A 20,228-nucleotide genomic window follows, 5' to 3' on the forward strand; every position below is an offset into this window, starting at 1 on the left:
TGTGGATGTGCCTTTTATTAACGGACTAGACCCGAGGGTCATCCGGGTTCAGACCGTTTGCCTTTCGTTCGCCGGGTACAGAACGATACGCCCCTCTTCAAGCTCGACGCGAACTTTGTTGCTGTCCTTGAAGCTCCCCGTGTCCAGATAACCGGCAGGAATTTGCAGCCGGCCGGCCTTGTCGAGCACCGCATACTCTATATGGCTCTCGGCTTCCCGTCGGGCGGTGTCGGCGTCCATTTGCGTCAACACGTCGGAATAAGAGATCCTGCGGATCATCTCAGCGGACGTCTTGCCGTCACGGATCTGAACAACCCGGTCCACCTTGCGGGCCAGCTCCGGATCATGGGTCACAATCACAATCGTAATACCGATCGCCCGATTCAATGTCCGGAACAAATCGAGAACCTGATTCGACGTGCCCGTATCGAGCGATCCCGTCGGCTCATCGGCCAGCAGCAGCCGCGGCTCGTTCGCCAGCGCGATGGCGATGGCCACCCGCTGCTGCTCACCGCCGGACAATTCGCTGAGCTTGTTCTTCACCCTGTGGCTCAGACCGACCGCCTCCAGGAGCTCGAACGCGCGTGCCCGGCGTCTTCGGCCCCGCAGAAGAATCGGCAGCTCTACATTTTCGATTGCGGTCAAATAGGGAATCAGGTTGCGTGCGTTATTTTGCCAGACGAACCCGACCGATTCCCGCTTATATTTCACGAGGTCGCCCTCGCTGAACGCGAGCAGGTCCTTCCCGTCTACGAACAGCTTGCCGGCCGATGGCTTGTCGAGGCCGCCCAGCATGTTGAGCAGCGTCGATTTACCGCTGCCGGAATTGCCGATGATCGCCATGAATTCACCGTTCTCCACCTGAAGGTCCAGCCCCTGGAGGGCGACGACTTCCAAATCCGCCGTTTTATAGATTTTGACGAGCCCTTCACATTGAATCATGAGCTACTCCTCCCCAAGCTTCAGCGCCTGTGCGATGCGGATTCGTGTCAGCCGGTACCCCAGAATGAGCAGCCCGGTCGCCAGCGTGAACCCGATAATGCCGTACAGCTGCAAATAATCGCTGAGCTGATATGTAATTGTGAATGGAGGGACTTGTTCTTTCGATGCAAACGACATTTCAAACAGCGGCACGAATTTCATACTCGTCAAGTTGCCGATGAACACGCCGATGAGGACCGCGGCCCCCGACGTGAGCAGCTGTTCGCTGACGAGCATGCCGATCATTTGCGGAAAAGAGATGCCCATGGCCCGCAGAACCCCGTATTGAAGCGTCCTGCCGGATAAGGTCAGCACCCAGAACAGCAGAAAACCGATGAAGCTGACCAGCATCGAGATGGCAAAACCGAGCGTCATCACACCGTTCATCGCCAAACGGAACGGATCGTTCCTGGAATGGACCAGCTCCTGTGTCGCGTCCCGCAGGCTCGTCACCTGCAGCTTCTTCTCCTGCAGCTGCCCGTAGATTTGTTCGCTGCTCGCGCCGTCCGCCAGCTTCAGCCATACTTCGTACGGCTCGACTGCCAGCCTGTTCTGAATCGTGCCCAGGTGTCCGACAACGAGATGCGGCTGCTCGGGCTTTCCGCCTCCTTGATCGGACGGCAGCGGATTCCAGCTGGGCCAATAATCGATGATGCCGTATACCGTGAACATCGCCCCGTCCAGACTGTCCCAGTACACCCGAATCGGATCGCCGGGCTTCAGCTTGGCATCCTCCGCGAGTGAGCGCGAGATGAGGACGGCCTCCGGATTCGGGGCGATCAGATTCAAGTAGCTGTTGATCGGATGCTGCAGCAGCCCCTCCTTCATCCAAGCGATATTGCCGAAATCCTTTGTATCGATGCCAAAGAGAGCCGTTTTGCCGGACTTGTCATTGCCGCCGGCACTGAACCTGGCCTCCGGCTTCTTGAACACCCTAGCTGCCGCTTGCACGCCGTCCAGCTCCTTAAATGGCTCGAAGGGCGGCTCCGTATACTGAACCCGTTTCTGCACTGTTACCGTTGCCGGTTCGGACTGAGGCTGTCCTCCCGCCCCTGGGGATACGGGCGGAGGCGCATCGCTTTCCCACCTCGTCGTCAGTGCGATGTCTGTGCCGACGGCATACCGAACCTTGCTGTCCATATTGTCGTTGATCGTCCTGGCCGCATTCGCGCTGAACAGACCTGTCGCCACCGTCATGACCAGGAACACCTGAATGGTCAAATACTGCCCGGACGAGCGGCTGATCTGAATAAGCGTATGATACAGTGCCGGCGGCCATCCGTTTCGGCCCAGCCAATAAACGAGCCGGACGAACCAAGGGTATACCCGCAGAACCAGCAGGCCGCCTCCAAGCGCAAAAAGAGCCGGCGTCAGGAACAGCAAAGGATCGACCTGCAGGTCGGAAGATCCCAGCGCAAGCCTCCGTAAATCCTCCTGACGCTGGTTGAAATTGTACAGCAGGTAAGCCGCCAGGCTGACGAGAACGAGATCCAGACCTGTCCTATGCCAGATCGACAGCCGGGTCAGGCGCGCCGTTTGCTGCTTATGGCTTACGATGCTGGCCCTCGTTGCAAGAAAGGCCGGAATCAGGATCAGAATGATCGACCCTGCCACGGCGGCCGCAGCCACTTGATAGGCGCTGCTCGTCATGCTGACCTTCAGCGCGGAGCGCTGCACGAACTCCAGAAACCCATTGGAAGCGCCAAGCAGCTTCGTAAACCATACGCCGAGAAACGGTCCGGCGGCCAGTGCGGTCAGGCCGAGCAGCAGGCTCTCCAGCAGGTAGGCAGACATGATCTGCAGACGGCTCGCTCCCCGGCTGCGGAGCACGGAGATTTCTGTTTTTTGCCGGTCAATGATCAGATTGGCGGTCATAAATAAATAGAATGCCAGCATCAGCATGACAGGGGTATACAGCGAAAGCGTCACGGTATCGAGCTTTTCCTGTTTGCCCAAGTACGATGCGATAGTCGGGCTCGCCGGAATTTTGATCTCGGCTACTCCAAGCCTTCCCTTGAAATAACGCCGGACGTCCCGGTCCGCCTGGGTGAATGCTTCAACTTTGCCTAGCGTCAGCTGTTCGTAATTAAGCGCGAGCCGCCATTCCATGCTGGAAACCCTCGCTTTGCCGCCCTTCGTAAATTCGCGCTCGAACTGCTGGAATGGGATCAGGAACCCGTCCTCGTTCTCCGTGGTCAGAAACGGCAAATACCGGTCCGCATCCGGATTCGTCTCTACGATGCCGACCGGAATGACCCGAAATCGTATACTCCCGCCATCCTGCGGTTCTACGGTCAGCTCTTCGCCAAGCTTCCGCTTGGTCGCCAGCTGAAACTTCTGCGTGACCAGAGCCTCGATGATACCGTCCGAACGATCCGCCGGCATCCGTCCCTCGATCAGCCGGACCCGCTTCTCCAGTTCCGACAGCGACATAAAGCTTCCTAACGTCTTTTGCGATTGCTTCTCTTGGGCCGAAGCGTCTGCGCCGTATACCTTCATCTTCTGCGTGAACCGCTGTTGATAGAACGACAGCGCCTCCAGCCCCATCCGCTCCGGAATCGTCTTCACGAACCGGTCGGCGCTTTCGACGGCTTCCGTCGTCTTTGCGTCCATGGATGGTGCCGAGACCGTGGTGCTTATTCGGAGAAAGCCCGGATACACGCCGCCCCCGGTCTGCACGGACTGCAGCTCCTTCTGTAACGTCCGCTGCAGGATGGCTTGCGAGTACAGCGGCATGGAGCTGAACAGGGCCACGCAAACGGTAAGGCCAATCCACAAATTCAGCTGCAGCCACTTGTTGTTGGCCATCTTGCGCAGGATCATCGTCCACAAAGCCAATACATACACCCCATCCCTGATGCCCGGTCGGCCCGGGCTATAGCTCTTCGGTTAATTGTTCAGGATGACCTTTTGGCCTTCCTCAAGGCCTTTGACGATCTCGACTTCCGTCGGCGTCGTCAATCCGATTTCGATATCAACCTCTTTACGGCGTTCACCTTCGGCGATTTGAACATAGGAACGTCCCATATAGGAGCGGATTGCGGAGCGGGGCACAATGATGGCGTTATCCCGCTTCTGAAGCTCGATTGTCAGCTCGGCGCTGTCGCCGACCTTGACATCTCCCGGGGCGTTGTCCATGCTCATGAAAATCGTTACCCCGTTCTTCTCAGCCTTCGAACTGTCGGCGGCAGCCGGCAAATCCGAAGGGGCCTGAAGAACCTTGCCCTTATAGTCCTTGCCTTTATATTTGAGGCTGACAGGCATTCCGGCTTTGACCGGATTCAGATCCTTACTGTCCGCCGCAACATAGGTCAGCTGCACTTTGGACGGGTCGGAGACGGTGACGATCGCTTGATAAGCATTCACGTTGTCTCCCGCATTCAGTTTCTCGACGAACGTCACCGTTCCCGAGACGGGAGCGTACAAACGCGATTGGCCAAGCTTGGCCTTCATCTCCTGCAGCGACATCCGCTCGCGCTCCAGGTCGATTTCCTTGAGCCGGAGATCGACGGCGCCACCTCCGGCATCGCGTGCCTGGTTGTACAGCAGCTGTGCGCGCTCTACATTCAGCTGCTGCAGGCGAACCTGAAAATCCAGGTCGCCCGTCTCCAGCTCGGCCAGCAGATCGCCCGCCTTCACTTCCTGGCCCACCGTCACCTGAATCGATTTCACCCTTCCGCCCATGTCCTTGAAGGAAAGCGCTTCGGACTGGGCCGATACGAAATAAGCCGTTCCCTTCAGGAAGGTCTGAATCTTCCCGCGGCTGGCCTGCACGAGGTTAAACTGTTCTTTGGCCGGCTCGACCAAGGGCGGCTGCAGTGTTTCCGGTTCGACCGGAAGGAGCGAACAGCCCGCGAGCAGCATCAGCGCCGTCAGCAGCGCGGCGATCCGCAGCAGGCGCCGGTCTATTTTAGATAAGGGGAGATTCGTTCGTTGTCTGCGATACAATATTTCCATCCTCCAATGCGATAACGTGATCGACAAGCTCCATCATCCCGGGGTCATGCGTCGTAAGGACGACCGTCATCCCCGATTCTTTCACCAGCTCGCGAAAAATGCGGACAACCTGCAGTCCCATCCTGCTGTCCAGCTCGGCGGTCGGCTCATCCGCTATCAATAGCTCAGGCTGGTGTACGATGGCGCGGGCAATGGCTACACGCTGCTGCTCGCCACCCGACAATTCGGTCGGCCGGTGCTTCATCCGCTCCCGCATGCCGACCCGGTCAAGCGCATGCTCCACTGTGTCCCGGTTACCCTTCAGTCCGGCGATACGCAGCCCAAATTCAACATTCTCATAAGCGGACATCAGCGGAATCAAACCATACGACTGGAACACGAGACCGATCTCCTTGCGCCGGATCTGGCTGCGTTCGGAGCCGGATAACCGGGTGATTTCCCTCCCTTTGAAATACACCTGTCCCTCCGTGGGATCGTCTAATGCGCTGAGGATATTCAACAGCGTCGTCTTTCCGGAACCCGAGCGCCCCCGCAGAGCCACAATGGTTCCAGGCGGAATGTTCAAATGGATATTCTCCAAAGCGGTAACGGCTGTATTCCCTCTGCCAAAAATCCGTTTGATCCCGCTTGCCCGCAGAATCGGTCCGCCGCCCGTATCCTTCATCTCCGTTTCCTTACTGGTCATTGCACCCGCCCCTTTGTTCTGACCCGATTCCGCTTCACCAACCTATTTTAGCGCTTCCATTCGGAGGGAGGTACCCGCCAGTTCCCGTTCGTTTACCTGAGAAAATGTAGATTTATGCAAGCTGCAAGTGCTGCTGCAGTGTATTTGCAAAAAAAGCATGCCGCCCGTTGGAATGGACGGCATGCTTTAATGACCTTGCTTTCAGATATTCGTCACCGGCACATTATCGAAATTGCCAATCATCGATCTGGAACAGCTCGATATCCGGCTTCCCTTTAAAGATCAGGAACAAATCATGCACGCCTTCGGCACCGCTGACAGGTGTCACCATTTCGCTCCACAGTCCGCCGGTCGAAGACACATGAAGCGTACCGATCATTCTGCCTTCAGGGCTGTCCAGGCGGAGCTCGATGATTCCCCCGTCATTCGCACACGATACGGACGCCGAAAACGCTGAGGCCCCGGCGCCGAAATCAACGCCGGACACGGCGGTCCAGTCGCCATGATGAATGTCCGTTAAAACCATTAACGCTTCAGCCTGTTCCAGTCCATCTGTCTGAAGCTTACGGACATTCACGCCTGCGCACCAAGCGATCGTCTCCGCTCCAACGCGGTCATATGGATTCAGCGGCTTGATCTGCTTAACACCGTCCATGTCCGCGTTAATGGTTTGAATCGTACCTTCCTCGTCCATGAACACCCGATTGAGGTGGGTCGACCGGTACCCCTTCACCACGCCCATGGCCTTCGACAAAGTCTGCGCGTGATAAGCGATATACCAATCATCATGAAATTGGAAAATGGCGTGGTGGTTGTTGCCGCTGACACCGAAAAAATGGCCGGGATTTCTAAGAATCGATCCTTGGTACGTCCATGGCCCCATGGGGCCGGTGCTGGTCATGTAGGCAATTTCCCCTGCCGGAGGACTTCCCTCCGGCCGAACACCATTGTAGAAGTTGGAGCAATACGAATAGTAATATTGGCCGCCTACCTTATGAATGCCGGCATCCTCGAACATAAACGGAGCCGGAATCGGCTCGGCTTCGCCGATTACGCTGATCATATCATCACCCAACCGCATCATCCGGGCGGTCCCCGGATTCTCATCCTGGCCTTCCGGCACACCCCCGCCAAAGTAAATATAGCCCTTACCGTCTTCGTCTACCAGCACGGCCGGGTCAAAGAGCCATACGATGCCTTGGACACCCGGCGTGTCTCTCGCGATAAGCGGCCTGCCGATCGGATCGATCCACGGGCCGATCGGACTGTCGCTTGTCAGTACGCCGATGCCGCTGGCGTTGTTGGCAAAGTACAAGAAGAAACAGTCTTTGCCGTCTATTCTTTTGTGAGCCGCCGCGGGAGCCCAGGATTGCGTCGCCCACTTGGCCGCTCCTTCCGGACCTGCAACTTGAATGGCGCCATGGTCCGTCCAGTTGGCCAGATCATCCGAGGAAATCACCGATATGCGGTTTATCGTGCTGTAGCTGTTGTCCTTGACCGCTCCTTGTTCGTCATACTCCAATACATCGTCTGTATTGTAGAGGTATACGCGCCCATCGAACACCAGCGCATAGGGGTCAGCTCCAAATTTATGGGCGACAAGCGGATTTCCGTTTCGCGGCAGCTTGCCGATCGGTGCATGAACGATTTCATTCATTTTTGTGTCAACTCCTAATCAGCATTTTTGTCTAAACCAAACTCTCTTAAAAAGAGTAAGGCTTGCGTGCAGCGGGAACAACCTGTCCGATCCGTCCAGATCACCCGCCAAACTCTAGCTTTCAGACTTCAATTTAAAGAAAGCGTATCCCGGTATTCCTGCGGTGTGAGCCCCGCTGCTTTTTTGAAAAAACGGGTGAACGAATGCGCCGCCTCGTAACCGACAGATAACGCCACCTCTCGCACTTTCAAATCGTTGTCCCGCAGCATCTCCTTGGCTTTTTTCACCCGGCATTTGTCGATAAAATCGGATAAGTTGATTCCCTTCTCCTGTTTGAAGAACCGGGACAAATACGAGGGATTGAAATAATGAATTTCCGCTAGGCGCACCAAAGACAAATCCTCACTCAGGTGCTCTTCGATGTACTCGCAGATTCGGTCGACAATCAGCGAGGCGCGGTCCCTCTCCTGTGTTTGTTTGCTTAGAAAGATGGATTCCGCTACGCGCTTCAAGTAACCGAAGGCCTTCTCCATCGAGGGATGATCGTTCAGCCGCATCAATTTCCCGGTATCGTCGATCTGTCCGTGCATCCCCATACGGCCTATGCAGGAATGCAGCATCAGCGCAATCGTATAATAGGTCTCGATCGCTAACTGAACCTTTCCGTTCATCTGCAGCACGCTGGCCGCTGCCTCTTCAAGCGCTTGGAGAAACTCATCGTGTCTCCCCGATTCAAGATAAGCCGTCAGCACCTCCGCGGTCTGCCTGTCCGCAAAGCTAGCTTTGCAGTCGAATCCATCCAGCGGCTCGAAGCCGTCACGTACAATGATGGCCCCCCCGCTGCCGAGCCTTAACTGCTGCAGCTCCCGCAACCTTTCATACTGCCGCGTCAAGCTTCCCCACCTGCATGCTGCGCTGCTCAGCGCCAACCCGATGGTCAATCCAAGAGAACCGAAGCAGGATTCCTGAACCAGCTCCAGCGTCCCTTCCACGAACCGGATGAAATGGCTGTCTGTCCCGTTTTCGGCCTGTTCAGACGGTTGAAGAAACCAACAGGCGTCGCCATACTTGTCGGTGATCCCCATACTCCGGACCCTGACCGAAAAATAAGTGTCCCATATCCTTCTGACCGACGACAGAATTTCGCATCTTTCGGTATACGTCCTGTCCTCCGGGTACGAAATGCGGCCAAGGACCAGTACGACGGGCTGGGCGGGATCGAGGGCGATGTCCAGCTTGCTGAATTCGCGGACCAGCATGTCTGTATCCTCGCCCAATACACGGCTGTTCTGAAGAAGGTGCCTCATATAGTCCCCCTGCGCCATGAACTGGAACGCAAGCAGCTGTTCGCGGGACTGTTCCAGCAGCAAGCTGTCGAGATGTGCGCGTTCTATTTCGTCCAATACGTCCTGAACGGTGTCGGTCACCTTGGCGTACCCTTCCGTCTTCAGCACATAACGGACATTCGTCATTTGAATGGCACGGTACGCATATTCGAATTCGCTGTGCCCGGTCAAGAAAACGACCTTGCATCTGGGCCAGTACTTCTGGATTTCCTCGGATAACTCCAGTCCGTTCATCCCGGGCATGGCAATATCCGTCAAGACGATGTCGATTCTCGTGCGCGACATCCAATCCAGCGCTTCCTTGGCGGAGTAGGCTTTGCACACATCGAGCCGCTCCGGCTGATAGCGGTTAAACACTTCATATAATCCGTCCGTAATGATATCTTCATCGTCAACGATCAGCAGTCTGTACATCCCCGTTCTCCTCCCTGATCTTGATTCGAATGGCGGCCTGAAGTCCGCCCAGGCTGCTTCTGGACAAAAATAGTCCGCTGCCTTCTCCGTAAGTAAGCAGAATCCGCCGATGGATGTTGATCATCCCGGTCATTTCGTGGGATTCGGCTGGGCTTGATACCCGATGCTGGAGGGCTTCGAGCCCGGCATCGTCGATACTGACCCCATTATCTTCCACCTTGATGAGACATTCGGGGCCGGTATGCTCAAACGTGACGCGGAGAAATCCTTCGTTCGGCATGCTCTCCAGGCTGTGCTCATAGGCATTTTCGATCAACGGTTGGACGATCAGTCTCGGCACCTTGGTACGCTGCATGTCCGCCGGCAATTCGTCGAACTGGACACGGATACGCCTGGAAAAGCGGAGCTGCTGGATTTCCGTATACATTCTGGCATGCTTGATTTCTTCCGACAGCGTGACATGGTCTTCGCCATTGCGGGCGATGAACCGGTAATACTCGCCGAGCATGATCGTGAACAGCTCGATCCGGTCCGTATCGCCCGTCTTTGCCAGCGAGTTCAGGATAAAGAAGCTGTTATACAGGAAATGCGGTTTGATTTGCGACTGCAGCTGCTTCAATTCCGCCTTCTGCATCATCAATTTCTGTTTGAAATCTTGATCGATCAAGGTCTGCAGCTTGACAAGCATCTGATTAAACCGGTCATACAGATAGCCGAATTCATCCTTTTGCTCATGCTGGATCGGAATATCGAGGGTCCCGTCCTCCATCCTTCGAAAGCTTTGGACGAGTGAGAGCAGCGGACGGTGAACGTAACGGTAAGTGGACAAGGCATAAACGATGATGGCGAAAACCGATGTTACCGCAAATACCCATGCCCATAGATTAAATTTGATCAGCGGTCTCTTGACCGTACCCTCCGGTAAGTATGAAACGATGGAGAGACCCAGCTTGTCGGAATTGGCGATATTGAAATGGTACTCCATTTTCCCGATGTCGAGCAGTACCGTACTGTCGTTCAAGCCCTTATTCGTTTTTATAAAATCATCCAGCAGTCCCGGCGGCGTGCCGGTGCTGGACAATGTGAATCCAGCTCTCTCCGCAATCAGAATCGAGCCGCTGCCTGGATATACGCCAAGCGGTTTCAATGAGTCCTTCAGCTTGTCATTATCCAATTCGATTTGAACGAGATACAGCGGGTCATCCGCATTTTTCCCGCCAAACTTCGAGGCGGTAAGCTGAAGCGAGTCCCCCTGCCGCATCAGCCGGGCGCCGCTCCGTTCTCCGATGGAGCGTATTTCATCATATCTTTGCCGGTCCAGCGTACGGACGGCGTTGCTGGCCGAAATCGTTTTGCCGATCGAAAGGATATGGACATAAATATCTTTAATATACGGGCTGCTGTTTTTTATGGAAGTGAGACGGTGGAGCAAATAATTCACGCTGGACCTTTTCTCGGCGCTGTCCATCATCTCCCACGTGACGGCGATTTTATGGAGCTCACTTTCCTGCAAAATATCGAACTGCTGAATTTCAAGCCATTCGATCTCCCGGTTCAGTCCATCGAGATAGGACGACAACTGCGCCAGCGAATTTCTTGATATCTCTTCACTTGCGTTTGTATAGCTCCAATTGTACAGGTACACGCCGAGCAGAATAATCGGGAGGATCACCACCAGATACATCAGAACGAGCCTGGCCAGAATGGTATGACGCAATGAATTCACAGGAATCCTAATCAAATCAACGCCTCCGATGCACTAATCTTTCTGTTTGTCCGAATACCATTCATTGACTTCGGCCGTCATTTTGTCACCGCCCAGACGATGCCACTCCTCGACGAAACGGTCAAATTCTTCGATGGGATGCCCAAGTATAATGTTGGTGAACGTATCCAATGTCAGGGAGTCGAGAATCGATTGTTTTTCGATCATCGTATCGGTTGGCGCCCCCACAAAGCTCTCATACAATAACTGATTGTTCCTTTTATACCGGTCAAGGATGGAAAATGCTCCCGACGGGCCATAGGTTCGCTCCCAGCCCCAGCCGGACGGATCGTGTCGGGTCAGATAAGCCTCGATGTTTTTTTGAATCGCCCTTGCCTCATCCTTCAGCACAGAAGGGTTACCGGTTCGCCGGGCCTCTTCAATTTGGTAATAGGCGTCCAGATTCTTCAGCGCAGGATAGGGAGTAACGGGAGAAAGCTGCCATGCCGGATAAGGGGTGCTGTAATAGGTTTCATACTCGGCCGTCGCTCCCCAGTTCTTTTCGAGATGCAGATTGAACAACTTGATAATGGCCTCTGGATGCGGGACTCCCTTGCGGACGGCAAGAAATTGATGGGTAGCGAAGCGGAGAGGCACTTTCGCCTCTTTGCCCGTAGCCGATACGATGGGAAAGGCCTGCCACCTTGCATCCGGATCCTGCTCATGATTTCCCTGCACGACAAAAGATCCCCACTGTTCGCCGTACATCATGCCGTATGTACCTGCGGTAAGCTGTTCTTTGACCTTGATGCCGTCTTTAAACATAAATTCCTCGTCGATTTGGCCGTTCCGATACATATCCTGAAGAACCTTCAGTGCGGTCTTGACTTCAGGTTGAACAGCTCCGAATACGAGCTTGCCGGATGGATCGCGAATCCATATATTGGGGAAGGCGTCGTAACCTGCCATAAATGCCGACAAGCCCATCACGGGATCCCACAAATATTGGGTCACCGGGAGCCCCATCGTATCTTTTTTTCCGTTACGGTCGGGGTCATTCTCTGTAAACGCTTTCGAAATGTTCAGGACGTCTTTCATCGTATGCGGCGGCTGTAAGCCGAGGCGATTCAGCCAATCGGTCCGGATCCAAATATATTGTGCTCCCTCGATCGATGCGCTTGTCTCGGGAATCCCCATCAATTTGCCATCCACCGTGGCCGCTTCGAACGGCCCGGTCCCCTCCTGGCTCAAAATCTCCTTCGTAAACGGCGCCGCATATTTTTCATAGGCTTCGGTCAAATCCTGAATCAGGCCTGCATTGCTCAGCTGCCGCAGCTGCTCCGCATCGACTCTCACGACATCAGGCAGGTTTCCCGAGGCAAGCGCCACGCCCAGCTTCTGATTATAGAGGGTGCCTTTTGCCGTCCAATCGTATTTGATTTGGATGCCCAGAACTTGTTCATACAAGCGGGTCCATCGGTTATCTCCTAGGGTTTCTCCCGGGAACGCTTTGATCAGGTTGTCCAGATCATCGCTCGTCTCCCGCACGAAAGTGAGCTCAATCGGGGGATCATACTTCTCCAGGCCGGGTTCCGTGTAGATGTACTGACCATCGGTCTTCCCGGTTACCTCCTTGCCGTCAGACACCCCGACCCGTTCGCACGACGCCAGCATGGACAAGGGCATTGTGACCGTCAGGATTAGACCAACCACACTCCATTTGGGAATACGCAATGCGGCAACCCCATTTCGATTAGATTGATTAAAGCGTATCAAGACTATTATCTTGATGGCGTACTTACAAAACAACTCGCATCTTTTTACTTGCTCACCCGTTTTTTACTTTTTTAATGTAAGCGCAAACGTTTTCTCTATTATTTTAAATCGTTTTTATCATCCCTCCTATTCATAAACTAAAGAAATACCCCCGATAAATGTAGGACTTTGCGTCAGTCAATTCCACTTCATTTCTTGCTCGGCCAGCAGCTTCTTGATTGCATTCTTAAATGAGACCATATAATCATGATATTCTCTTGAAAATTCCGGAGCGAAATCTATGATTAGCTTAAAGGAGGCGGTGTACTTGGATATTGAACATCATCCTCATCTTGTCCCGAATATCTTTCTGTTCGTCGACCGTAGATGCTTTCCCGAGTGGACGATCCAAAAAGCGAAAATCGGCTTCCACGATCTAACGTTTGTGGTTGAAGGCATGGCGAATTACTATATTAATGGAGAGAAATTCACGGCGGAAGCAGGCGACATGATCTACGTCCCCGGGGGAAGCATCAGGGAAGCCCATACGTTCAAAGAGTCCCTCATGCATTCGTATCCGTTCAACTTTTTTTGGGCCGAACCGCATAATCATATTCATCTTCCGTTTAAAGGCGTCACCAAGAACGTGATCACCAAGGAGATTCTGGGGTATATTCGTGAATTCAGCCATGTATGGATGAGCAAGCAGCCGTTTTACCACATCCAAGCACGCGCTTTGTTCGAACTGATCCTCCACCGCCTGCTCACCAACGATTACCGGAAAGCTCCCATGCCGATCGATCCGCGGATCAAGAAATTAACCGAATATATTTCAGAGCATTACTCGGAGAATCTCTCGATCGCTGAATTGGCGGAATGGCTGCATCTGAGCCCCGTCTATTTGGGCAGGTTATTTAAGCAGAATACCGGTACGACGATCAAGGAGTATATCAAACGCATTCGCATCAACAACGCCGAAATGATGCTGTCTTCCGGTGACTTTACCGTGAAGACCGCGGCGGAAATGTGCGGGATTGACGATATTTACTATTTCAGCAAGCTGTTCAAGGAAATGAAGGGCTATCCTCCATCTGCTGCCAGGAAGCGCAAGCGGGGCTGAAGGTCCTCCTAGAATATAAGGAGTCCCCACTTCGGATATTTTCTTCGTGGGGACGGTACCGCTACTTTTTCCAAACTTCATCAATCGAAGCCTGGAATGGCTCTTTGTATGTTCCAATGACCGTGGAAACGGAATTTCCGTCAAGTATGTCTCCGACTAGCTCATAGTAAGGCATGGAAGGATACCCGTCTTTGCCATCGACAACGTTGATGCTTTCCCCTGCCATTTTTGCGTTGTTGATGTCGTCTTCGTTCTTGAATAACGTTTCGAGCGAAGCTTGTTTCGGGTAGTCGTAGATGGACTCGATATCGTTGATTTTTTCATAAATGTAAACCAATTGCTCGGGATGTTCGACCGCCTTCGGGATCGTCAAGTAATTCGGAATCGTAAGATGGGAGTGGTACTCTGTAGCGCTGGGCCCTTTAGGGAAGGGCAGAAAACCAATATCCAAATCGGGCATATCCTTTTTGAATCCGTCCATCTCATAATCGCTCCCGGCATACATCAGCGTGTTCCCTTGCCGGAAAAATTGGCCGGGTTCGGTCCAATCACCGCCCTCGGTAGGCCTGGCGATGTTTTCCGTTGCGAGCCGGGATATGAAGTTCAAGGTTTCTTTCGTTTTGGGATCCTCCAGATTTTGCTGATCTCCCGAAACGAGATTTGCGCCGTTGGCCGCCAAAGCCTGAACTAAAATCGAAGCGGAAGCGAGCCCCCATGTGTCCAGCTTACCGTCATTATTCGTGTCTTTGTTCGCCTCTTTAGCAGCTTGGATGAAGGTCTCCCAATTCCAGTCGTCTTCGTTCACGTATTCCTGCAGCGGCTTGAGGCCCAGTTTCCCCAGCAAGGTTCGATTATAAAAAATACCTGATGAAGCACCGTTGATGCCTGCCCTGAACCCGTAGCCCCTGCCCTCAAACTGCGAATAATCGTTCGTGTACTGCTGAATAAACACGTTCTGATTTTTCGTGTACTCATCAACCGGCGAGAATAAATCCTGCTTCACGAGCGTTGGAATCATCCAAGGTCTGGCCATCCGGATGATGTCGCCGAGCGGCTCTCCCGCTAACAGGGATGACGTCACTTTATTCACGTACTCGCCATAGTCAATCATGACGTATTCCATTTTAAAGTTATGCTTCTTCATGAGTTCGTCCAGGTTCTGCTTCTTTTTAATATTGTCCGGATTATCTTCCTTGATCGATTCGTCATACCAGGACACCCATTTGATCGTCCGTCCACCCATATCGAAATTCATTTCCGAAGTACCGCTCTCTTCGTTTTCGTCCGGCTTTGCGGGTGCATTCGCGCTTTCCTCAGCGGCATTTCCGCCGCTGGAACCCGGGTCGGCAGCGCCTCCTCCTGAGCCGCTGCTGCAAGAGGCCATCAGGATCAGAATCAAACACCAAACCAGCACCATTGACTTACGCTTTCTCATAAATACCCCCCTTTGGATATCGCTGCACCTCAAAATACAGCGCTTTCAAAAAAATGAGCTTGCACACGCATGCCTCCGTGATAACCGAAAGAATCGGTTTTCGATGCCGGTGGTTCCTGATGAACGGCAAGCACACGGATCATGTTAAATGGATTTCCGGCAAACGGCCATAGATAATCTAAATGGCATTTGTAAGTTTTAAACATCATTTCGGATTTTCAAAAATCCAGGTATATTTCCAATTTCCGCATTAGCAACCTCCCTTAACCTGAACTGCTGTAACAAATGGAATATGCGCTCAAAAAAAAGAAACCTATCCGTAAAGGAGAGGCTTCTTCTTCTTGATCCATGATGCTAAACCCGAAACAGCAGCTGCGAGAAATGATACAGATCGTTTTTCCAAACCGGCCAATCATGTCCGCCGCTTTCCTCGTACCAGACATGAGGAACGCCGTGCTTTGACAAATACGAGTGCGTCCGGTCACTGATATGCTTCAAGTCATCCCGGTCTCCGCAGGAAAGCCAGAGCAGTCTGAGCAGATTTGCTGCCTCTTCAGGATTCGGTACGAGCAGCTCGGGGACCTGGGTATTCGGCGCCGGAGAAAAGGCTCCTATCCAGGCAAAGCGGTCGAGATGATTCAAGCCGATATTCAGTGCCTGCCCACCGCCCATGGACAACCCGGCGATACCACAGTTCTCTCTGCCCGTTAATACCGGGTATTTAGACTCAATGAAAGGAATCAGATCATGAAGCAAATCGACCTCGAAAGTCTCGAAGGCTTTCACCTTGTCGGGATCGAATATGTTTCCTTCCGCCCTGTCGTTTGGCATCGCGCGGCCATTAGGGAGTACGACGATCATCGGCTCGAGCTTGCTGTCGGCATAAAGATTATCGAGCACGACCTGTATATTGCCGTGATTCTTCCATTCGGCTTCATCCCCGCCTATTCCGTGCAGGAGAAAGAGCACGTTATACTTTTGACGTTCTGAGTAACCGGGCGGGGTATAAATGAACGTTGTGCGGTCACAGCCGACGGTTTCCGAAAAATATTTCAGCGTTTCGATTTGTCCGTGGCTGATGTCCTCCCTATATTGGTCAAAGCCGGTTGGCGCTGTTTCTATCAATTTCTTTCTCCTCCCCTGTTATATGTTCTCTTGATTAAATCTCAATGGGTAAAAACTAGCTTTACAGCACATAACCAAACCCCAGAATAGTAAACCGTTTATGTTCGCTGCCCGCGGCCATGCGGATCTCCACGGTATGCTCCCCTGATTCCGCCTCATCGTACAAAATAACCGCACTGCCGTGCGTCCAGTTCACTTCATGCGGGTCAGCGGTCAGCTTGTGCTTTCCGTCCACCCGAATCTCCGCGGATCCGAAATCGCCGCTTCCCGAGTCTTTGAATACGAGAATGAGGCGCTTGCTCCTGATGGTCATTATAAAATTGCCCTCTCCCGATCCGGCTGTATGCATCCAGTTATGGGGAAATTGGGGCGTGCCGTAATCGTGATCGTCCATTTCCGCGAGCTGCAGATCGGTATCGGTCTCCCGAAAACCACCGGTATCGATCTTAGCGATCCCCTCACCGTTCTGGCGATCCAGCAGCCGGGTGCGGACGTAATCGTTGCCGATCAACGGCGGCTTGTCGGTCAGGACATCTTCCTCATCAGGAGCAGACCGGTCCGTGACTTCGAACAGCCAGTCCAGGCAATCCGCCATGATCTGATGGCCGCTATTCGTCGGATGATAGATATCATAGAAAAACTGCCTTTTGGAGATGACGCCTCCTTGATCCCTGGCCAAACCGAACTGATCCACGATGGCATCCTTTATGCTGACCATGGGAAGGTCGTAATGCCACCCGACCGGAGCCAGCCGGTCCTGAAGATTCCAGTCGTTCAAGAACACGCTGAACAGCAGGATCACCGCAGGCTGGCTATCGCCGCCAAGCGCCTTGAGCACCAAACTTTCATAGCCATTGCCCCGCGTCTCGTCGCCGGCGTCATTGACGGCAAACTCCACGACCACGATATCCGGATTCTCCTTGCCATCCCGGAGAACATCCCGATCGTAACGTACGATCCCCAGCTCCGATGGCGTGCCGCCTACTCCCGCTTTGATCAGACGGATCGAACTGCCTTCGGAGGAGGCGAACCGATTCCTGAAAAGATCGTACGACCTGTAGGCATAACAATTGGCAGGAAGCGGGGCAGCCCCGGCGCCATGGGTAATGGAGCCGCCGATGTAGGCGATGGTGACCGGCTCGCCTCTCTCCGCTTTGTCGATAGCCGCTTTCAATCTCTTATTGTTACCCCGATTCAAAAGAGATTTGGCGATCATGTTACGATAGGAGGGCCCCTCAAAGTCAACCGGAGGATCGGTCATGTCTTCGGCAGCTTGATCACCTTCATGCAAGTCAACAGGATCCTGCGGTGCCGCAGGGCCGCAAGGTTCATTCGTGGAAGCAGCTGGATGGTCCGTCATGGAAATCCCCTCTTCTTTGTTATTAGGAGCAACATGATCGTTTTGATTTATCAAACTCTATTATCCCTGCAACGGACGGATCAACTCAATCCGCATCTCTTTACATACCCACCCGATGTTTACGGCCTAAGGGGAAGAATTCCTACCCGATTTCCGGTCTGATGCAGTTTTCTGTAAGCCACAGGTTTCAGGGCCGTCCGCTTCTCGAATTCTCTTGAAAAATGGTGATCGTGCTGTTGCTAAGGTAGAACTCATAGGGTTTCGTTCATGTTTTCCTCGTTATAATATAGTAGAGATATCATTCCAAGGAGGGGTAAAGATGGCCCATATTCATTTTGTTGATTGCAACACGACGCACGCAAGCAATTTTGTTATCGACGTTCCCATGGGCTGTCACTGGCTCCTTGTCATCACCAAGACTCCGGCGCAGTTCTGGGTCCATGGAGATCTGAAGGAATACCCTACGCATAGCGTTATTCTCTACCGTCCGCAGCAGAAGGTTTATTACCGGGCATGCGCCGATCAATTCGTCAATGATTGGATCCGCTTCGAATCCAATGAACCCTATATTACGGAATCGCCGCTGCCCTCCGGAGTTCCATTTTCCTTGGATGATCCGGACTACTGCCATAAACTGCTTGAACTGTTATCCATCGAACACAACTTTCATCGGGATTACAGGGCATCTTCCATCGACTGCTTGCTTCGGACGCTGTTCAACAAGCTGTTGGAATCTTATTTTCATGAACCGATTACGCCTCAGTACTATAACTTATTGAAGCTTCGAACCGCGATCCAGAACGATCCGGGCGATTACTGGACGATTGCAAAAATGGCGGATTACCTCGGAATCAGCCCAGGCTACCTGCAGAGCATCTACAAGAAAACCTTCAGAGTCACCTGCATGGAAGACGTGATCAACAGCCGAATCCGGTTGGCCAAAGAATATTTAATTCACAGCACCCAAAGCATTGCTGAAGTCGCATCCCGATGCGGATATCAAAATGTGGAGCACTTTTGCAGACAGTTCAAACAGATGACAGGCTATTCGCCAAGAAAATTCCAGGAGCACGAAATGGCTTGAGATTCAAGTCACGTCATGCTAAGCCTCTGGTTGCAGGGCGGGCCTGTTCTTCTTGAAATATTGGTGCACCAGAAACTTCATGATCTCGCTCGGCTGTTCTCTGGAATATTCGGCCTGATCGGCAAAGAGCATTCCATACGGCGCTTCGGGGGTATAAGGCTCCCATCGCGGCAGTTCCTCTCCCGTTGCATCCAGCCCGTTCGGGTCCCCGGTACGAATGAAATTCGCCCAATAATTGCACATCTGGCGCGCCAAATCATAATGTTTGCCGACAAAAGGCCGCCAGCATTTCGCCAGCGTTTCAAAGAAAAACCAGAGATCCACCGAGTGGAAGGTGCCCGGATGATCCCAGCCTGGGATCTCGGCATCAAAATTGTAATAGTACAAAGGGGTACCGGAGCCGTTCTCGGCATCGGCCTGCGCGGCTATGCGGATCGCATATTCGATGCCGTTCACCGATGCCTTCTGCCGGCTCTCCTTTATGCTGTCCGATTGCACGCCGCAAAGCTCCAGGAACGCATCTGCGTCGTCTCCGAACATATCCACGGCCAGCTTCTTGAAGTCTTCAGGCGTATGGACGTCCGGAACGCTGAAGAACTCGGAGGACGTGTGCCCAAACATGACCGGCACCTTCCAGTGCTTGTTTTCAAGAAACAATTCAAACGGGTTGCCTACGCTGAACACCTGATCTGCGACGGTGCCCCAGAATCCCTGGTACTGCACAGCCTTGTCACGGAGAGTGACGGCATCCAGCTGCCGGGCTTCCGCAAGCGAAGATACGCCGAGGTACTCAAAAAATTTCACGCCGTCCTGTTCGGCTTCCGCCAAATGACTCCGTAGCGGAGGCATGCGGGTCCCCGGATACAGCTTCGTATAGATTCCGCTTTGAATGATCGCCTTCTGAAAAAGCCCCTCATTCTGAGGCGAAGTCAGCTGGGTCATCACGCTGCCGCCGCCGGCGGACTGACCGCCGATCGTGATGTTGTCCGGGTCGCCGCCGAAAGCTGCGATGTTGCGCTTGACCCATCTTGTGGCCGCCTGCTGATCGAGATTGCCGAAGTTAGCCGGCGCTTCGGGCGCTTCCGCCGTAATTTCGGGATGGCATAGAAATCCGAACACATTGAGGCGGTAGTTGATCGTAACGACGACGATTCCTCTCCTGGCGATGCGTTCGCCGTCGAACTCCATTTCAGCTGTGTGGCCGACCTGGAGTCCCCCGCCAAAATACCATACATATACCGGCAATTTCTCATCGGTTCGATGGGCCGGTGTCCATACGTTCAGGTAGAGGCAGTCCTCGTCCATGGCGATGTCCGGTTCAACGGCCCATTCCCGGGTATAGATGTTGTTATCGTCGATCTCCTGCCTCACCTGCATCGAGATCGGCGCGAATTCGTACGCCTTAAGCACGCCTTCCCAGTCCTTGGCGGGCTGCGGGGCACGCCACCGGTTGTCGCCTACGGGCGGAGCGGCGAATGGGATTCCCTTGAAACTGGTGATTCGGGGGTCGGCTGCAGGCAGTCCCTGCACCAACCCGTTTTCAACTTCTACGATTCGAAGCATGTGTAACGTCTCCCTTCATTGTTGGAATTCACCGGTACCTT

General features: G+C 53.4%; 14 protein-coding genes. 2 read left to right on the forward strand and 12 right to left on the reverse strand.

Features of this window, described 5'->3' with window-relative positions; genetic code table 11:
• Window positions 1–48: 48 nt before the first annotated feature.
• The 8 genes from FHS19_RS17010 to FHS19_RS17045 all read right to left on the reverse strand — a co-directional run bounded on the left by FHS19_RS17010 (window position 49) and on the right by FHS19_RS17045 (window position 12,431).
• A complete protein-coding gene (locus tag FHS19_RS17010; protein WP_183583080.1) occupies window positions 49–942 on the reverse strand; it encodes an ABC transporter ATP-binding protein in 894 nt (297 codons plus the stop codon).
• A gap of 3 nt (window positions 943–945) precedes the next feature.
• On the reverse strand, window positions 946–3,819 hold the full coding sequence (locus FHS19_RS17015; protein ID WP_183583081.1) for an ABC transporter permease: 2,874 nt from the start codon (window positions 3,817–3,819) through the stop codon (window positions 946–948).
• A 51-nt stretch (window positions 3,820–3,870) separates the two neighbouring features.
• Window positions 3,871–4,929, reverse strand: a complete 1,059-nt coding sequence (locus FHS19_RS17020) for an efflux RND transporter periplasmic adaptor subunit (RefSeq protein ID WP_246426668.1) — start codon at window positions 4,927–4,929, stop codon at window positions 3,871–3,873.
• A complete protein-coding gene (locus tag FHS19_RS17025; RefSeq protein ID WP_183583083.1) occupies window positions 4,892–5,623 on the reverse strand; it encodes an ABC transporter ATP-binding protein in 732 nt (243 codons plus the stop codon). Before FHS19_RS17025 ends, FHS19_RS17020 begins: the two co-directional genes overlap by 38 nt.
• A 223-nt stretch (window positions 5,624–5,846) precedes the next feature.
• A complete protein-coding gene (locus tag FHS19_RS17030; RefSeq protein WP_183583084.1) occupies window positions 5,847–7,280 on the reverse strand; it encodes a glycoside hydrolase family 43 protein in 1,434 nt (477 codons plus the stop codon).
• A gap of 128 nt (window positions 7,281–7,408) precedes the next feature.
• A complete protein-coding gene (locus tag FHS19_RS17035; RefSeq protein WP_183583085.1) occupies window positions 7,409–9,040 on the reverse strand; it encodes a response regulator transcription factor in 1,632 nt (543 codons plus the stop codon).
• Entirely contained in the window at window positions 9,018–10,781 is a 1,764-nt protein-coding gene (locus FHS19_RS17040; protein WP_376771914.1) for a sensor histidine kinase, read from the reverse strand. Before FHS19_RS17040 ends, FHS19_RS17035 begins: the two co-directional genes overlap by 23 nt.
• A gap of 18 nt (window positions 10,782–10,799) precedes the next feature.
• Window positions 10,800–12,431, reverse strand: a complete 1,632-nt coding sequence (locus tag FHS19_RS17045; protein ID WP_183583887.1) for an extracellular solute-binding protein — start codon at window positions 12,429–12,431, stop codon at window positions 10,800–10,802.
• A gap of 397 nt (window positions 12,432–12,828) precedes the next feature.
• Between FHS19_RS17045 and FHS19_RS17050 the strand changes: the two genes are divergently transcribed.
• On the forward strand, window positions 12,829–13,620 hold the full coding sequence (locus FHS19_RS17050) for a helix-turn-helix transcriptional regulator (protein ID WP_183583086.1): 792 nt from the start codon (window positions 12,829–12,831) through the stop codon (window positions 13,618–13,620).
• A gap of 61 nt (window positions 13,621–13,681) precedes the next feature.
• Here the strand turns inward: FHS19_RS17050 and FHS19_RS17055 are convergent, their stop codons facing one another.
• The 3 genes from FHS19_RS17055 to FHS19_RS17065 form a co-directional block, all read right to left on the reverse strand.
• Complete coding sequence (locus FHS19_RS17055; RefSeq protein WP_183583087.1) at window positions 13,682–15,055, reverse strand: ABC transporter substrate-binding protein; 1,374 nt, start codon at window positions 15,053–15,055, stop codon at window positions 13,682–13,684.
• 354 nt (window positions 15,056–15,409) lie between these two features.
• Entirely contained in the window at window positions 15,410–16,180 is a 771-nt protein-coding gene (locus FHS19_RS17060; protein WP_183583088.1) for an alpha/beta hydrolase, read from the reverse strand.
• Between the two features lie 61 nt (window positions 16,181–16,241).
• Window positions 16,242–17,540, reverse strand: a complete 1,299-nt coding sequence (locus FHS19_RS17065; protein ID WP_183583089.1) for an SGNH/GDSL hydrolase family protein — start codon at window positions 17,538–17,540, stop codon at window positions 16,242–16,244.
• 319 nt (window positions 17,541–17,859) lie between these two features.
• Here FHS19_RS17065 and FHS19_RS17070 point away from each other — a divergent pair, with 319 nt between their 5' ends.
• Complete coding sequence (locus FHS19_RS17070) at window positions 17,860–18,624, forward strand: helix-turn-helix transcriptional regulator (RefSeq protein WP_183583090.1); 765 nt, start codon at window positions 17,860–17,862, stop codon at window positions 18,622–18,624.
• An 18-nt stretch (window positions 18,625–18,642) separates the two neighbouring features.
• Here FHS19_RS17070 and FHS19_RS17075 read toward each other — a convergent pair whose 3' ends face one another.
• Window positions 18,643–20,187, reverse strand: a complete 1,545-nt coding sequence (locus FHS19_RS17075) for a carboxylesterase/lipase family protein (protein WP_183583091.1) — start codon at window positions 20,185–20,187, stop codon at window positions 18,643–18,645.
• Between the last annotated feature and the right edge of the window lie 41 nt (window positions 20,188–20,228).

Source organism: Paenibacillus rhizosphaerae, from assembly GCF_014192015.1.
Classification (GTDB): Bacteria; Bacillota; Bacilli; order Paenibacillales; family Paenibacillaceae; genus Paenibacillus_AQ; species Paenibacillus_AQ rhizosphaerae.

What these genes read in the sequence shown, in the direction of transcription:
- FHS19_RS17010 (WP_183583080.1), bottom strand. Translation starts at nt 942, where the DNA reads ATGATTCAATGTGAAGGGCTCGTCAAAATCTATAAAACGGCGGATTTG.
- FHS19_RS17025 (WP_183583083.1), bottom strand. Translation starts at nt 5,623, where the DNA reads ATGACCAGTAAGGAAACGGAGATGAAGGATACGGGCGGCGGACCGATT.
- FHS19_RS17030 (WP_183583084.1), bottom strand. Translation starts at nt 7,280, where the DNA reads ATGAATGAAATCGTTCATGCACCGATCGGCAAGCTGCCGCGAAACGGA.
- FHS19_RS17035 (WP_183583085.1), bottom strand. Translation starts at nt 9,040, where the DNA reads ATGTACAGACTGCTGATCGTTGACGATGAAGATATCATTACGGACGGA.
- FHS19_RS17045 (WP_183583887.1), bottom strand. Translation starts at nt 12,431, where the DNA reads ATGCCCTTGTCCATGCTGGCGTCGTGCGAACGGGTCGGGGTGTCTGAC.
- FHS19_RS17055 (WP_183583087.1), bottom strand. Translation starts at nt 15,055, where the DNA reads ATGAGAAAGCGTAAGTCAATGGTGCTGGTTTGGTGTTTGATTCTGATC.
- FHS19_RS17065 (WP_183583089.1), bottom strand. Translation starts at nt 17,540, where the DNA reads ATGACGGACCATCCAGCTGCTTCCACGAATGAACCTTGCGGCCCTGCG.
- FHS19_RS17070 (WP_183583090.1), top strand. Translation starts at nt 17,860, where the DNA reads ATGGCCCATATTCATTTTGTTGATTGCAACACGACGCACGCAAGCAAT.
- FHS19_RS17075 (WP_183583091.1), bottom strand. Translation starts at nt 20,187, where the DNA reads ATGCTTCGAATCGTAGAAGTTGAAAACGGGTTGGTGCAGGGACTGCCT.